Annotated in this window: 14 protein-coding genes; 10 read left to right on the top strand and 4 right to left on the bottom strand. The window is 40.0% G+C overall.

Features of this window, described 5'->3' with window-relative positions; translation table 11 throughout:
- Nucleotides 1-7: 7 nt before the first annotated feature.
- Together J3L16_RS08280 and J3L16_RS08275 are read right to left on the bottom strand one after the other, a co-directional pair.
- Nucleotides 8-1,081, bottom strand: coding sequence for an efflux RND transporter periplasmic adaptor subunit (locus tag J3L16_RS08280; protein WP_207612501.1), 1,074 nt, complete (start codon nt 1,079-1,081; stop codon nt 8-10).
- A 467-nt stretch (nt 1,082-1,548) separates the two neighbouring features.
- A complete protein-coding gene (locus J3L16_RS08275; RefSeq protein WP_207612500.1) occupies nt 1,549-2,442 on the bottom strand; it encodes an ROK family protein in 894 nt (297 codons plus the stop codon).
- Between the two features lie 396 nt (nt 2,443-2,838).
- Here J3L16_RS08275 and J3L16_RS08270 point away from each other — a divergent pair, with 396 nt between their 5' ends.
- From J3L16_RS08270 to J3L16_RS08230, 9 genes are all read left to right on the top strand, one after another.
- Nucleotides 2,839-4,254 carry a hypothetical protein gene (locus J3L16_RS08270; protein ID WP_242698750.1) on the top strand — a complete coding sequence of 472 codons (1,416 nt, stop codon included), beginning with the start codon at nt 2,839-2,841 and terminating at the stop codon, nt 4,252-4,254.
- A gap of 85 nt (nt 4,255-4,339) precedes the next feature.
- A complete protein-coding gene (locus J3L16_RS08265) occupies nt 4,340-5,647 on the top strand; it encodes a sugar ABC transporter substrate-binding protein (protein ID WP_207612499.1) in 1,308 nt (435 codons plus the stop codon).
- Between the two features lie 63 nt (nt 5,648-5,710).
- On the top strand, nt 5,711-6,583 hold the full coding sequence (locus J3L16_RS08260; protein WP_207612498.1) for a sugar ABC transporter permease: 873 nt from the start codon (nt 5,711-5,713) through the stop codon (nt 6,581-6,583).
- Between the two features lie 2 nt (nt 6,584-6,585).
- Nucleotides 6,586-7,416 carry a carbohydrate ABC transporter permease gene (locus tag J3L16_RS08255; RefSeq protein WP_207612497.1) on the top strand — a complete coding sequence of 277 codons (831 nt, stop codon included), beginning with the start codon at nt 6,586-6,588 and terminating at the stop codon, nt 7,414-7,416.
- 11 nt (nt 7,417-7,427) lie between these two features.
- Nucleotides 7,428-8,435 carry a sn-glycerol-3-phosphate ABC transporter ATP-binding protein UgpC gene (ugpC, locus tag J3L16_RS08250; RefSeq protein WP_207612496.1) on the top strand — a complete coding sequence of 336 codons (1,008 nt, stop codon included), beginning with the start codon at nt 7,428-7,430 and terminating at the stop codon, nt 8,433-8,435.
- Between the two features lie 76 nt (nt 8,436-8,511).
- Entirely contained in the window at nt 8,512-9,987 is a 1,476-nt protein-coding gene (locus tag J3L16_RS08245; protein WP_207612495.1) for a mannitol dehydrogenase family protein, read from the top strand.
- 24 nt (nt 9,988-10,011) lie between these two features.
- A complete protein-coding gene (locus J3L16_RS08240) occupies nt 10,012-10,725 on the top strand; it encodes an HAD family hydrolase (protein ID WP_207612494.1) in 714 nt (237 codons plus the stop codon).
- A 3-nt stretch (nt 10,726-10,728) separates the two neighbouring features.
- Nucleotides 10,729-11,688, top strand: a complete 960-nt coding sequence (locus J3L16_RS08235) for a sugar-binding transcriptional regulator (protein ID WP_207612493.1) — start codon at nt 10,729-10,731, stop codon at nt 11,686-11,688.
- Nucleotides 11,689-11,817: 129 nt separating this feature from the next.
- Entirely contained in the window at nt 11,818-12,198 is a 381-nt protein-coding gene (locus tag J3L16_RS08230) for a DUF3461 family protein (protein ID WP_207612492.1), read from the top strand.
- Between the two features lie 63 nt (nt 12,199-12,261).
- On the opposite strand, the gene J3L16_RS08225 is transcribed toward J3L16_RS08230, so the two are convergent.
- Together J3L16_RS08225 and J3L16_RS08220 are read right to left on the bottom strand one after the other, a co-directional pair.
- Nucleotides 12,262-12,834, bottom strand: coding sequence for a nuclear transport factor 2 family protein (locus J3L16_RS08225; RefSeq protein ID WP_207612491.1), 573 nt, complete (start codon nt 12,832-12,834; stop codon nt 12,262-12,264).
- A gap of 229 nt (nt 12,835-13,063) precedes the next feature.
- A complete protein-coding gene (locus J3L16_RS08220) occupies nt 13,064-13,366 on the bottom strand; it encodes a hypothetical protein (RefSeq protein WP_207612490.1) in 303 nt (100 codons plus the stop codon).
- A gap of 273 nt (nt 13,367-13,639) precedes the next feature.
- Between J3L16_RS08220 and J3L16_RS08215 the strand changes: the two genes are divergently transcribed.
- Nucleotides 13,640-15,505: a YHYH protein gene (locus J3L16_RS08215; protein ID WP_242698749.1), complete on the top strand. Its 1,866-nt coding sequence runs from the start codon at nt 13,640-13,642 to the stop codon at nt 15,503-15,505.
- The last annotated feature ends 50 nt before the right edge of the window (nt 15,506-15,555 follow it).

The following is a 15,555-nucleotide window of genomic DNA, read 5'->3' as shown; positions in this document are numbered from 1 at the left end:
TCCTTTTTTAACCGTTAACTATTTCGATAGGTGCTTGATCTTTCAAGTTTTGATGGCCAGTTATTACCACTTTTTCTTCACCGGTTAAGCCCTCGGTGATTTCCACAAATTCACCTTCTTGATATCCCGTCTTAACCGTCACTTTTTGTGCTTTTCCATCAACAATAACGAAAACACTCATTTTATCGTCAATAGACAAGAGTGCTTTACGAGGGAGGAGAGTTGCATTGTTATGGGTGTCGTAATTCAGTTTAACTTGCGCAAACATACCCGCTTTTAGCGTATTGGCTTCATTGGGTACGCGCAAAGTAACCTTAAATGTACCTGTTGTCGAATCAATAATGGGACTGATACGTTCAACGTAAGCCTTAATTTCTTGATCTCCGATTGCTGTCAGAGCAAGCGTCGCTTGTTGATTTTTGTGAACTCTAGAGAGCTCTTTTTCTGGTAAATGTACGATACCGTAAAGTTCCTTTTGATCCACAATATAGAACATACGTTCACGCTGAAATGATTCTGTTAGGTTCCCAACTTTTGCATTGTGTTCAGCAATGAAACCAGAAATGGGCGCTTTAATGGTTGCTTCAGCCAAATCTAATTTAGCTAATTGTAGTGATGCACTGGCTGATTTATATTGTGATGTGAGTTTATCAAAGGTATCAATACTGACGAGTTTCTCTTTATAAACTTCGCCAATTTTTGTCAGTTCTTTTTCTATGCCTGTTAAATCAGCTGTTGCTTTTTGGACATTCAGTTCATACCGCTCAGGATCCAAGCTTGCTAATATTTGACCTTTTTCAACATAGTCGCCTTCTTCAACAAACACTTCGTTTATGATTCCTTGAGCTCTGGGAACCACAAAGGCCTCATCTTTAGCTTCAAGTACCGCTGTCGTTGCGTAGTTTGAAGAAATGTCGCCGTTAGCTAATTCAGCAACTTCCACAGGGATTGTTATAACTTCAGGTTTTTCCTCTGCATCTGCTATAGCTTCTGCTTCGCCACAACCTGTTAATGTAGTACTCAGTAATAGCACACTGCTCAGCGTAAGCACTTTTAGGTAAGGTGGTAATTGGCGGTCCATTTTATTCCCCTAGGTAATTTTAATAATGTTAATTCGAATTTTATGAATTCTTAGCATTATTTACGCCAAGTGAATATTTTGATAAAAATCAATAGGTTGAGTTTTGTTTGTTTTTGCTTTATTAAAACAGATGGTTAATTTCACTATTTTTTGGTTTAAATTAATATGCATGGCCCATATGAAGTTAGGCTCATAAATACCATATTGGGTATAGCGGTAATGTTAACCGATATTAACGGATATTAAGATTGCATGGGTGGGAGAGACATGAATTGCAATAGCTTCAATATTTTTAGTGCCGCGGATTCACAGAACCATTCACCTTTTATTTTCTATGGTGATTGATTGGCACTTAGAAAGCACTTATAACTTTGGTTTTTGAAACTTCATGTTCGAAAACAAACTCTGTGTTTTCAGTACAGAGTTTGGTTCCAACATTATTATTTACGTTTTTTGTCTGCAGATAGCTATTGTTGTTGTGTTAACGCAAATGCGCCAAACAAACCCGAATGTTGATCTAACCCCGGGAGCAATATGATATCGGCGAAAGTTAATGATTCAGGTAAGGTAATATACCCATTTAGCGATTCTTGGGTATAGTTGATAATGTTTTCTAATAGCCCTGGTTTGTTCATAACACCACCGCCCAATATGATTTTTTCTGGACTAAAGTTAAGTAATAAATTGTGACACAGTGACGCTAAAACCTGTGCTTGTATGTCCCAAGCTTGATGATCGTCAGGCAACGTTTCTGCGGGTTGGTTCCAGATCTTCGCCATTGAACGTCCAGCGGCTAAACCTTCAATGCAATTTCCATGAAAAGGGCATACGCCTTGAATACCTTTTGGGGGCGAAATAATCATGTGGCCGATTTCAGGGTGTATTAGTCCGTGAAGAGGTTGACCATTGATAACCACACCACCACCCACACCTGTGCCTATGGTTATATATATTGCCACACTGGCATTGGTTGCATTTCCCCATTTGTATTCTGCTAAGGCTGCGGCATTCACATCGGTATCGAGAAAAATTGTGCAATTTAAAGCAGCTTCTAAAATAGATGTAATAGGGGTGTTTGACCAATCAGGTTTCGGCGTGGCAGTAATTGATCCGTAGTGAGCAGACTGTTTATTTAAATCCAAAGGCCCAAAACAGGCTAGTCCCAATTTTTCAAAGTTAAAGCCCGCCAGTTTTTGCTCATTAAAAAAGGCAATGACCAAATCCAATGTTTGTTCTGGTGTTGTCGTATCAATTCTTTTTGTTGAAATAATGTTTCTGTCGGAATCGATAATGGCACAGTTAAATTTTGTGCCACCTGCCTCAATGGCTGCAATATAAGGGGCTTGTTTTGGTGTCTGCATATACATCTTTCTCCGAATATATGGCTAGAGCTATAAATCAATTGCGGAGCAACTTCTCACTTTCTTTCTTAATAATCAAATAAATTATCGATGTTTGCTAAAATTACTATTGATTTAACGAAATAAAATATATTGGTTAATTTTTATTCAATAGTTTTATTTAATTGTTTTTATGAAGAAATATTTAATCCACTTTTCAGTTTTGATTAAAAATCAATCTGGGCATATATCTCGATATTGAGCATATGACTAACGGTGGACGTATGCCCATTCTTTGGTTTTTTGCAAAATAATTATTGAGGTGTTGTTATAGTTGTGATATTTTTTGTAAATCGTTTGTTAAATTTAAATACTTAAGCATTAACAATAAACACATTTTAAGAAGGAAGGACCGCTATGTTAACTAAAACAAAAAGAACGCTCACTTCGTTAATTGCTAGAAAACATTCAATTACTGCTGGTACTTCAGTTAGTAAGAAAATTAACAAGCTTAAATTGAATAAGTTGGGGCTGGCGATTACCGCAATTGTGGGAGCTGCCTCCACTAATTCACACGCTGTAGAATTTTTGGACGGTCGTGCAGAGATAAACTTCCTTGCGTTGCAAAACTACCAATCAATTCAAGCAAAAGAAGGTGCATTTAGGCCTGCGGATGAAGAGCAATCGTCAGGTTTTGGACGACTCAGAGCAAACTTACAACTGAAATTTTACATAAACGAACATATCAGTGCTGATGTGGATATTGCCGAAGAACCGAACGATTTTGGAAACAACGGAGACAGAGATTTCTCGTTCCACCAAGATTTTGCAGGTATTGAATTTGAACTATTGGGTTTAACTGGAAGAGGACGTGATGATGCTAATTTAACATTGCGTTTAGGTAATATAGGTGCTGCTCCTTTCCAATTTAAAGGCTTCCAAGACGGTGCTGATAACCAAGGTAATGCGCTGATTGGTAATGGTATTACCGATTATGCTACAGCCGAAAATGGCGTTCAGCTTGGTTACAGCCAATCATACAAAGATGGTCTAGTTAAGGCATATAATGTGACAGGGCACATCACGACATCAAGTTTTGGTGAGGCATTTCAAGAAGATAGAGGCTTTAATTATCGCCTGCAAGGTACAGTAGAGTTTGCTGGTGGCTTTAAAGCTGGACTCAATTTCTTTCAGGCAAATCAAGGTGACCAGTTACGATTTCAAAATGGCACGGCCAGTTTGGATGGGGTAACTACTACCAATTACCGTTTTGGGGATGGTGAAAATTACAACTTCTCAGCTTCAGGCTCGAGTGAACGTGATACTCACGTAGGGGCTTTACCAGGACTAGAGCAATCTATTATTCAATTGAACCTAGCCTACCAACCTTCTGCGAATACCAGTGTTATCTTAATGCTTGGTCAATCAACTGATGATTTTACGTTTGCTGATACTGCCGGAAATGCAGTTGCAGGTATTACCTATTTTGGTGATTCGAACGGTGTAGCAAACCTCCAAGGTACAACATTCGACTCTAATCAAGTCGTTAGAGGGGATTCTAAAGTTGAGTTTTTCACTGTTGAAGCCCAGCAATATATTATTCCGAATAAACTTTATGTTGCTGCGCGTTATGCCGAAGCTGAAAACACGTCTGATCTTATAGACCAAACCGACAATAAAGTAGAAAGAATACAAGTTTCTGCGGGCTACTGGTTCGGTAAAAAAACACTACTAAAAGTTGAATATGTAAATCAAGAAGAAGGTATTAATTCTGGAGGCCAAATAGGCGCAGGTTTTGATGGTTTCACGTCTGAGATTTCAGTCAAGTTTTAAGTAGAAAATCAAAGAAAAGGTTAACAGTAGTCTCAAGCTAATAGACGGTATTTTGAGACTTTAATTCTTACATGAAGGATATTAAATGATGAAGAAAATACTGATGTTGGCATGTGGGGCTCTGTTATCCAGTGCGACTTTTGCTAAAGAAACTATAACTATCGCCACAGTGAATAATGGTGACATGATCACCATGAAAGAACTCAGTGGCGAGTTTACTGCTAAAAATCCAGATATTGAATTGAAATGGGTTACGTTGGAAGAAAATATATTACGCCAACGAGTCACCACAGATGTTGCAACGAAAGGTGGCCAATATGACGTAATGACAATAGGTACATATGAAGTTCCTATTTGGGGTAAGCAAGGGTGGCTAGCAGAATTGTCATTTGATGACAGTTATGACTTAGACGACTTGATACCTGCTATTCGAAGTGGTTTAACTGTTGACGAGAAGCTATTTGCTGCGCCATTTTACGGTGAGAGTTCAATGGTGATGTACCGCAAAGATTTGATGAAAAAAGCGGGCCTAGATATGCCTAAAGAGCCAACATGGGCATTTATTAGAGAAGCTGCTAAGGCGATGACAGATAAGGAAGCAGGGGTTTACGGTATCTGTTTACGGGGTAAGGCAGGCTGGGGGGAAAACATTGCATTAATTACCTCTATGTCTAATTCTTTTGGAGCCCGCTGGTTTGATGAGAACTGGAAGCCGCAATTTGACAGCAAAGAGTGGAATGAAACACTGAACTACTATGTTGATCTAATGGAAGAATCAGGTCCTCCAGGTGCGTCAGCAAATGGGTTTAACGAGAACTTAGCGTTATTCCAAACAGGTAAATGTGGAATTTGGATCGACGCAACTGTGGCAGGTGCATTTGTCACAAATAAAGACGATTCAGAAGTTGCCGATCAGGTTGGCTTCGCTCTCGCACCAGATAACGGCTTAGGTAAACGTGGTAATTGGTTATGGGCGTGGACATTGGCTGTTCCCGCGAGCAGCCAAAAATCTGAAGCTGCAACTAAATTTATTAGTTGGGCTACATCGAAAGAATATTCAAATTTAGTCGCAAGTAAAAAAGGCTGGGCCAAAGTACCTCCAGGTACTCGTATGTCGCTGTATGCAAATGACGAATATATTAACGCTGCACCATTTGCGCAAATTACATTAGATTCTATTCAATCTGCTGACCCAGTAAACCCGACGGTGAAACCAGTACCTTATGTGGGAGTGCAATTTGTTGCTATTCCTGAGTTCCAAGGGATAGGGACTGCGGTGGGACAACAATTCTCGGCGGCGTTAACCGGAAGAGTCTCGGCTGAGCAAGCATTATCTAGTTCACAACGCCTAGTTCAGCGCACTATGCGTAAAGCTAGATATCCGAAGAAATAAGCTGAGGTGGTGGGTAGACAAATCGTGTTTACCCATTTTTAGTACTTATATAAGGTTCATCAAATGGCTACGACAAATTCACGTTCACTAGCTAAATTAATGTTATTTCCTTCAGTAGTGTTACTACTGATATGGATGATAGTGCCGCTGTGTATGACGCTGTACTTTTCATTCCTCGATTACAATTTACTTATTCCGGGCGATAACCCTTTTATCGGTTTTCTTAACTACGAGTTTTTCATAACGGATCCCGCGTTTATCGAATCATTTTTTAATACCTTGTTGCTAGTGGGTGGTGTGTTACTTATTACTCTTGGCGGTGGTATTGGTTTAGCGATATTACTAGACCAAGCGATTTGGGGACAAAACTATGTACGGATCATGGTGTTAGCGCCATTTTTTGTCATGCCTACGGTATCGGCGCTAGTTTGGAAAAACATGCTAATGAACCCAGTGAATGGTTTGTTTGCACATTTTGCTAGTTGGATTGGTGTTACTCCTGTGGACTTTTTCGCGCAGATACCTTTGCTATCTATCATTTTTATTGTTTCATGGCAGTGGCTGCCTTTTGCCACACTTATTTTACTTACGTCTATTCAATCTCTTGATAGGGAACAACTAGAGGCTGCTGATTTGGACGGAGCGGGGCCATTTAGTAAGTTTTTCTACATGGTATTACCTCATTTATCACGGGCAATTACCGCAGTAATTTTAATTGAAACTATCTTTTTGCTATCAATATTTGCTGAAATATTAGTAACAACAAGCGGTGGCCCAGGCTACGCATCGACCAACATAACTTATCTTATTTACACCCAATCATTGCTCCAGTTTGATGTTGGCGGTGGCTCTGCCGGAGGCATTGTTGCAGTTATTATTGCCAATATTGTCGCTATTTTCTTAATGCGCTTAATTGGCAAAAACCTGGAGGGCTAATCATGGCTGTTAACAGTAGTAATAAGTCAAAAATCATTTATACCTTTTTAGCTTGGACCATTGGTGGTCTTATATTTTTTCCAATATTGTGGACATTGCTAACGAGCTTTAAAACTGAGGCTGAAGCAATATCAGCTAGCCCTAGTTTATTTATGTTTGATTGGACATTAGAAAATTATAAAGAAGTGTTATCGAGATCGCCTTATTTCACCCATTTTTGGAATTCCATTGTTATTTCAATAGGGTCGAGTTTAGTTGGATTATTAATTGCGATCCCTGCCGCGTGGTCAATGGCGTTTGTGCCGACTAAACGCACTAAAAACCTTTTAATGTGGATGCTATCTACAAAAATGTTACCTCCTGTAGGTGTGCTAATCCCTATTTACTTGTTGTTTCGAGATTTTGACTTACTCGATACGAAAACGGGATTAGTGATTGTGATGACGCTCATTAATTTACCTATCATGGTGTGGATGCTTTATACCTACTTCAAAGAAATACCCAATGAAGTATTAGAAGCATCACGCATGGATGGAGCAACTATAGGGGACGAAATCTTTTATGTGCTGTTACCTATCGCCTTGCCTGGTATTGCCTCGACATTATTACTCAATGTCATTCTGTCTTGGAATGAAGCATTTTGGACACTTATCCTTAGTGCGGCAAATGCTGCGCCGTTAACTGCTTTTATTGCAAGTTACTCAAGTCCTGAGGGCTTATTTTACGCCAAATTATCCGCAGCTTCTGCAATGGCCGTTGTGCCAATTTTAATTCTTGGTTGGTTTAGTCAAAAACAATTAGTGCGTGGATTAAGCTTCGGCGCAGTGAAATAGGAGATTTTCAAATGGGTAATATTACATTAAAGCAAGTAACAAAAAGTTTTGGTGATGTGAATGTTATTAAACCAATTGATTTAGAAATTAGAGATGGCGAGTTTATTGTTTTTGTTGGGCCTTCCGGTTGCGGTAAGTCTACATTATTGCGAATGATTGCCGGTTTAGAAGACACCACAAGCGGTAACATCGAAATTAATGGTCAAGATGCCACAGATATGCCGCCGGCAAAACGAGGCTTGGCAATGGTGTTTCAGTCTTATGCTCTTTATCCCCATATGAGTGTGCGTAATAACATTGCGTTTCCGCTTAAACGGGCAAAAATGGACAAAGCCGAAATTGATAAGAAAATTGCAAATGCTGCCAAAATACTCAATTTGGATTCATACCTTGATCGTAAACCGGGCCAACTATCAGGTGGGCAACGCCAGCGTGTCGCCATAGGACGAGCGATTGTGCGTCAACCTTCTGCATTCCTATTTGATGAGCCGCTATCCAATTTAGATGCGTCTTTGCGTGTAAATATGCGCTTAGAAATATCGGAACTGCATAAAAGCTTAGCTACTACCATGATTTACGTGACTCATGATCAAGTAGAAGCAATGACCATGGCTGATCGCATCGCCGTATTTAATGGCGGTATTATCGAGCAAGTAGGCACCCCTCTAGAGCTTTATAATAAGCCGAATAACAAATTTGTTGCCGGTTTCATTGGCTCGCCGAAAATGAACTTTATCGATGCGAAATCACCTGATAATGACAAGGTAGCTAGCATAGGCGTTCGTCCTGAACATCTGCAAATTTCTACAGAAAAAGGTATGTGGTCAGGCACCGTAGGGGTGACAGAGCATCTTGGTTCTGAAACCTTCCTACATGTTCAATTAGACGGTGCTGGCACCTTTACAGTAAGAGCAGATGGAGAATGTACTTTAGCCTATGGTGACAAAATATATTTGTCAGCAGACCCGAGCAAAATTCATCATTTTGATAAAGACGGAGTTTCAATTAACAAAGTCTAGCCCGATTAGGTTAACTTTACACAAACTGGCTTTGCGCAGCACTGCGCAATGCGTCAGTTGAAATGAGTAAATGAAAATGGCAATAAAATTGAGTAACCAATCCATCGAGCAACTTTCGAGTAAGGTGAAAACACCGAATTACTCTCGAGATTCTTTGAGTGCTGGGATTATCCATATTGGCATTGGAAATTTTCACCGCGCCCATCAAGCAATGTATATGCATAAACTTTTTAATAAAGGGAAAGCATTAGATTGGGGAATAAGAGGGGCGGGAATTAAATCTTATGATGCGGTAATGAGAACTAAATTACAGCAACAAGACTGGTTAACAACAGTTGTTGAGCTAGACAGCAATAATTTAACAGCTGATATCAGTGCTTCAATGATAGATTTTATTGAAAACGATGGACCTTCACTAATGACGGCACTGGCACGTGCGAATATTCGTATTGTGTCGTTAACAATCACCGAAGGTGGTTATTTTATGGATGGCGAAACGGGGGATTTCGATCTCACTCATCCAGACATTCAGGCTGATATTAACGATATTGAACACGCATTGACTGTTTTTGGTTTAATCATTCATAGTTTACAGTATCGTCGTGAACACAATATAGCGCCATTTACTGTGTTGTCGTGCGACAATATTCCACACAATGGTGATGTTGCTAAACGGGCAGTGCTCGAAATGGCAAGAGTGCTTGATAAAGACTTGGCTAGTTGGATTGAAAGCAATGTGAGTTTCCCGAATTCTATGGTTGATTGTATTACACCTGCAACCTCGCAAGAAGAGCGAAAACGACTCACGGAATTATTTGATATAGAAGACCAAGCGCCTGTATTTTGTGAGCCATTTCGGCAGTGGGTGCTAGAAGATAATTTTGTTAATGGTCGGCCTCCTTTGGAAGACGTTGGAGTTGAATTTGTAGACGACGTTGCGCCTTATGAATTAATGAAACTGAGGGTATTAAACGGCGGTCATGCATCTATTGCGTATCCGGGGGCACTTCTTGGTATTTCCTTTGTACATGAAGTTATGAATACGCCTTTAATTCGGGCGTATTTCAAAAAATTAGTGACAGAAGAAATTATTGCCACTTTGCCTGCTGTGCCGGGTGTGAATTTTGATGACTATATTTCTATTATAGAAACTCGCTTTTCTAACCCTGAAGTACGAGACACGGTTTCACGCCTTTGCCAAGATGCGTCGAATCGTTTGCCTAAATTTATTTTTCCTATTATTACTGCAAATTTAGAACACGGAAAAGGTTGTAAGGGCTTGGCACTCGTCGTCGCGCTATGGAGTCATTTGTGTTTTATCAGTAGCGATAACACAAGTGGGATTGTGCTTGACGACCCTCAAGCTGATAGATTGATGAAGCAAGCGCGATTAGCAAAAAGTGACCCCGCAGTGTTTTTACAAATGAAAGATGTATTTGGCGTTATTAGCGACAGTGATATTTTCAAGCAACACTTCACATTTTGGTCAACAATGCTTGGAAAGTCTGATCCTCAAAACACTTTGAAGTATTATACGAGTAATAAGTATTAAGATTACGCTATAAGGGATTAATGGATGACAAATCCGTGCATGCTACATTCACAACAGCAAATCGAGCTAATCATTTTCGATTGCGATGGTGTTTTAGTTGACAGCGAAGTACTGAGTCAACGGGTGCTGACTGATATGTTGGAGCCTTATGGGATTAGTTTATCCAGCAGCTATTTTTATACTCATTTTTTGGGGTACAGCTTTGAACATGTGGCTGCCAAAATAAAACAGGATTTTTCAGTTAGTTTACCGTCAGAATTCCGATATACCTTTAGAAATAAATTGAAAGAGGTGTTTCATTCTGAGTTGGTCCCAACGACTGGTGTGATTGATATGTTATCTCAATTGCAAATAAAAAGTTGTGTCGCAACAAGCGGAAGCCCTGAGAAAGTGACAAATTCACTTTTAACTACAAGGCTTAGTGCCTACTTTTTAGGCAAGGTTTTTACATCTAGCGAAGTGAAAAAGGGAAAACCAGCGCCTGACTTATTTTTGCATTCAGCACACAACATGGGAGTAGCGGCAGAAAACTGCTTGGTTATCGAAGATTCTCGAACAGGCGTTGAAGCAGCAATTGCAGCAAATATGAATGTCGTACGTTATGTTGGTGCAAGTCATCTGAAAGATAGAGATGTAAATGACACTGATTATCTAGGTGATATATGTAAGATTAGCCATTGGAGGCAGTTATTTATTAAATATCCCTCTCTTAATTCATCATTTAATATGGAGAAGTAAGCCTTGCCCAAACGTTCAAATGTAGAAACAAGAAAGTTAGACGATGCAGCGAGAGCTGGTTGGATGTATTACGTTGGGGGGAAAACCCAAGAGGAAATCGCCAAAAAGCTAAATGTATCAAGACAATCAGCACAGCGCATGGTTGCGCTATCGGTTAGCGAAGGGTTAATCAAAGTTAGGTTGGAGCATCCAATCGCAAAATGTATGGACCTTAAAGTTAAATTGAAAGCTCGTTTTGGACTGAATTTTTGCCGAGTCGTACCCAGTATTGAAGCGGAACCTACGTCGACCTTGGGTCTTGCACAAGCCGGGGCGAGCGTTATTGAATTACATTTGCGTTCTGCTGAACCCCAAGTACTTGCAATGGGGACGGGAAGGGTACTTCGCGCTTGTGTCGATGAACTTTCTATTATGAAGTGTGAGCAACACCAAATTGTTGCATTGCTTGGCAATATGGATTCAAACGGTTCTGCCTCTTCTTATGATGTGGTTATGCATATGGCAGAACATATTAAAGCGAAACATTACCCTATGCCTTTGCCTGTTTTATCTAGAGATAAGGCAGACAAAGAACAGTTACACAAACAGCATCACATTGCAGCAAATTTAGAATTGGCAGCGCAAGCTGATGTCACTTTTGTCGGCGTGGGTAATTTAGGACTCAATTCGCCTCTTCATCAAGACGGTTTTGTTATGCCTGATGAAATTAACAAGCTACAGCAGCAGGGCGCTGTGGGAGAAATTATTGGTTGGGTGTTCAATAAAAATGGACAATTGATTGATTGCGAAGTGAACGAAAGAGTCGCAAGTACACCACTTATTGCCAACCCTAGTAAACCTGTTTATGCCATAGCTGCTGGTGAAGAGAAGGTCTACGCAATACTGGGCGCGTTAAGATCTAAGTTCATTAATGGGCTTATTACCAATGAGTACACAGCGGAACGCTTATTAATGATTGATTAGGTAATCGTTACCAGCACGGCGAAGAGGTTAGAGGTTTAAGTAACATGACAAAAAGTGATTTCGGCGTAGGCCTGATTTTTTAGGCAATCACCCTACATATGCAATGACCAATGAATAAAGGAAATAGTTATGTATCCAACACTACAGTCAATGGGAGTTACCAGTATCGATGATATTGAAAAGTTCTCGTTACGCTATGAAAATGACCAAGATGTTTTAAAAATTAACTACCGTCGTGCCAAAGGGTCTTTACTTCCTAAAAGTAAGAAATTTAAATTTGGGCGTTCTAGCAAAACCGTATTAACAGATGGCGGTAGACAAAATTACGAACGTATTCAAGAGCCTTCAACAACAGTACTGGCAGCAATGGAAGAATTGGAATCTATTGTGGGTAAGCAACACCAAGTTAAAGCATCGAAGGATGACTTGTTACTTGAGTTAACGCATCTTGAAAAAGTGGTCAGTAGTAAAATCAGTGAGATTAAAAGTAAAATTGAAGCAATGGACTAGCCTATAAAATGGCCTCGTTTAATGCATATTGAGCGAGGCCAAAGTGGTTGATTTTAATCGAGGTTAATATGAAGACCCTAATGAACTTGAGCCTACAACTGGCAATACTTCAGTAGCCGTTTGCTCCATACCATAAACCATTTCCCATTTACCAAACAGCGCCTTTTTAAACGTAAACATTGCACGGTTAGAGGTAACCACCTGAATACTACCGTTTTGTTCAGACGAACTGCCAAAGTTAACTACCAAAATACCCAAGCTGCCTTTTACTGTGGCTGCTTCTACCACATAACGCAATTCGCCATTTGCATTTGGCAGCAGTGCTTTATAAAAATCTTCAAGGTCGTCAGCGCCTTCTATCAAACCGGAATCTTCACTGGCGTACAGTGCGTCTGGTCCGTGGATAGACATCAAACTATTAATATCTTTGTTATTAAAGGCTTCTACCCAATCAGCAAAAGTGCCTTCTAATGACGCCGTACTGCGGCTTTTTTTACCTATGCTCGATTTAGAAAAATCTTTCTTTTCTTTGTGGGTTGGCTCTTGTAATGCCTGAGCTAAACCTACAGCTGAAGATACTCCAGAGACTGATAGGGTTGATGCAAATAGCAGTGACAACAAAACTGTTTTTTTCATAATTAGACTCCGCAGTTCACAAACTGAATTTGGTTATACAGGTTATAGTTAATCGTTTGTTAACGATGTTTTATTCCCACAGCTTATGTTCTTTTCGTCAAGGAATACAGCCCTTTTCGATGTAAAACCAAAATAAAAATAAATTCTTTTCAAATGCGGCTCTAACTAGGCCCTGTAAATCTTTTTTGTAGATATTTTGTTCTAAATAAAGGTGTTTTTCAGGGGCAAACTAAGATGTAAAACCAATCTGAAAACCATTTGCTATTTTATTCACCAATATTTCATTATTCGCGATAATGGATTTTTCAACAGCAAGGTCAATTTTACTTTCCACTGATTTAGATACGTCATTAAAGCCCAATACTAAATCTGTAGATGTGTTTTTAGTAGGCAACTGTTCAGTTTGAACTTCAACTTCAACTATGTCTGAGCTATCTGACGTGTTAAAGCCCAAACCAAATGACTCAGCATTAGCCATAGTTGATACGCTAAAAACAGTTGCAGTAATAAGTAATAGGTTTTTGATGTTCATTTTGAATCTCCAATAATTTCATAGTTTAAAATGTGTTTTTTAACCGTTTTGTACTCGGCTAATTGCTTGGTTGGAATTATGGTGGAGTAGAGTGATGATTAAAAATGATTAAAGTAGATTGATTTAATCGATAATTTGGATTGGTGGTTTTTGAATTGAAATCTTCGGTAGATATTGGCTATTTCGATAGGAAAAATTGCGCAGGTTTTCCACATTTGATTACTTTAAAGTTAGCTATACTAATGTTTTAAAGTGTGCCAAGGGAGTTGAAAAATGAACAACCCAATATCTTTGTTCACGAAATTGTTTTTTTTGATGATTTTGTGTTTGATGCTAGAGGCTTGTGGGTCTGGTTCAGCAGACGATGACGATAGTGAGATCGTAGTTGAGGAGGTTGAGGAGAATGTTTCGCCTTCAATCGATGCAGGCTCAGATCAAACTGTAGATGCTGGTTCAACCGTTACTTTAGCGGTAACAATTACAGACGATGATACTAGCCATGCTATTAGTTGGGTCCAGCTATCTGGTACAGGTGTAACCTTAAGTGATAGTACATTGGCTTCACCTGTCTTTACTGCGCCAAACAATGATGTAGCAGAAGATTTAGTGTTTGAAGTATCTGTAGACGATGGGGTTAACGCTGTTGTCACCGATAGTGTGACAATTTCCGTTAATGCTCAAGATACTGAAGCTTCAGCATTAGCTGTAGACGCTGGAGCAGACCAAACAGTTGAACCTGGTACATTGGTTACATTGACCGCTAGCGTTTCTGATAACAATACAAATTATACTGTTGTTTGGATACAAACGGCTGGCACTGATGTAGTTTTAAGTGACTCTACATCTGAGAGTACTACTTTTACCGTACCAACAGACAGCGAAGACGAAACCCTAGTATTTGAAATTTCAGTGGATGACGGCATTAATGCCGTTGTAACGGATTCGGTGTCTATTATTGTGGAAGTCGCATCCGACACGTCTACTAGTAATATCTGGATCATTAACGAAACGGATGCAGTATCAGAGAATATCACTGATGCCAGTACGGGTGAGGGGATATTAGTTGATGTTCAATCAATCGCAGAAGAAACTATTGATGGTGTAACGTATACAGTGGTTTCGACGCAAGGTATTCCAGAATATGACGTGACTATTACTCAAGATTTGGTTGATTCGTTAAATGCTCGTCCTAAAGCAAGTTCTGATTTTATTGATGGTGCGACCACGGCAGTTGCAGGTGACGTTGTTGGGTTTGGTGATGATATCGGCTTCATTAGTACTGGAGATAACTGCGATACTACTGGTGGTTTTGGCTATTGGCCAAAAGGCCCGGCTTGCCCACAAGCGGATGAAAGAGAGGTGTATTTCCCTGTTGAACCTACGCCAACAACAGAAGTATGTGAAAACGGCTTAGGCAAAGTTGGTTTGATGGTTAATGGTAGCTCGATTTACAACTGGGGTGACGGTATGAGTTATGCTCAAGATGGCACATGGCAAAATCTAGCACCTGTTGCAGAACAATACGACGTAGATATCTGCGGTGGACACTCTGCAAATGGTGATTATCACCACCACTTTTACACTAGTTGTTTGGCGACATTATTAGGTGATGACGGTACGGCTCATTCTCCAATATATGGCTATGCAGCCGATGGCTACCCTATATATGGTCCCTGGGAGTCAGATGGCGTTTTGGCTGTAAGTGCTTGGACGACTCGTGATTATTCGTCTTCGACTTCAGAAACTGGCTGCGATGATGGCGCAAGAAGTTGCACTATGGTTGACCAATATGATGTGTCTCTTGGGACAGAAACATCAACCGCAGGGCCGGGTTTTGATGAAACAGTTACCACGCTTTCGCAAAATGAGCTGGTGGCAGTCAATGGTTACTATTACGATGATTATTATTGGAATAGCGACTTAACGGATTTAGGCGGTGAATACCTTGACCAGTACAATGCACATTCTGACGATGAACGAGGCTATCATTATCATATTACGCTGAGTGACGATGGCGATGGCACCTATTCCCCCGCGTTTCCTTATGTGATTGGTTTACGTTTTGCGGGAGAGTTAGAAGATAATGCAGTTGCTTCTTGCGATACTGGTGATAGTGCCATGATGGGACCTCCGCCTTAGCCATTACTGTTAATAGAAGAGGCACCATTATTTTATGGTGCCATTTATTG

Origin of the sequence: Alteromonas sp. 5E99-2, from assembly GCF_017368475.1 — a bacterium.
Lineage (GTDB): Bacteria > Pseudomonadota > Gammaproteobacteria > Enterobacterales > Alteromonadaceae > Alteromonas_F.
The sequence above is the reverse complement of the archived record's forward strand: the minus strand, read 5'-3'. Positions and strand labels throughout refer to the sequence as shown.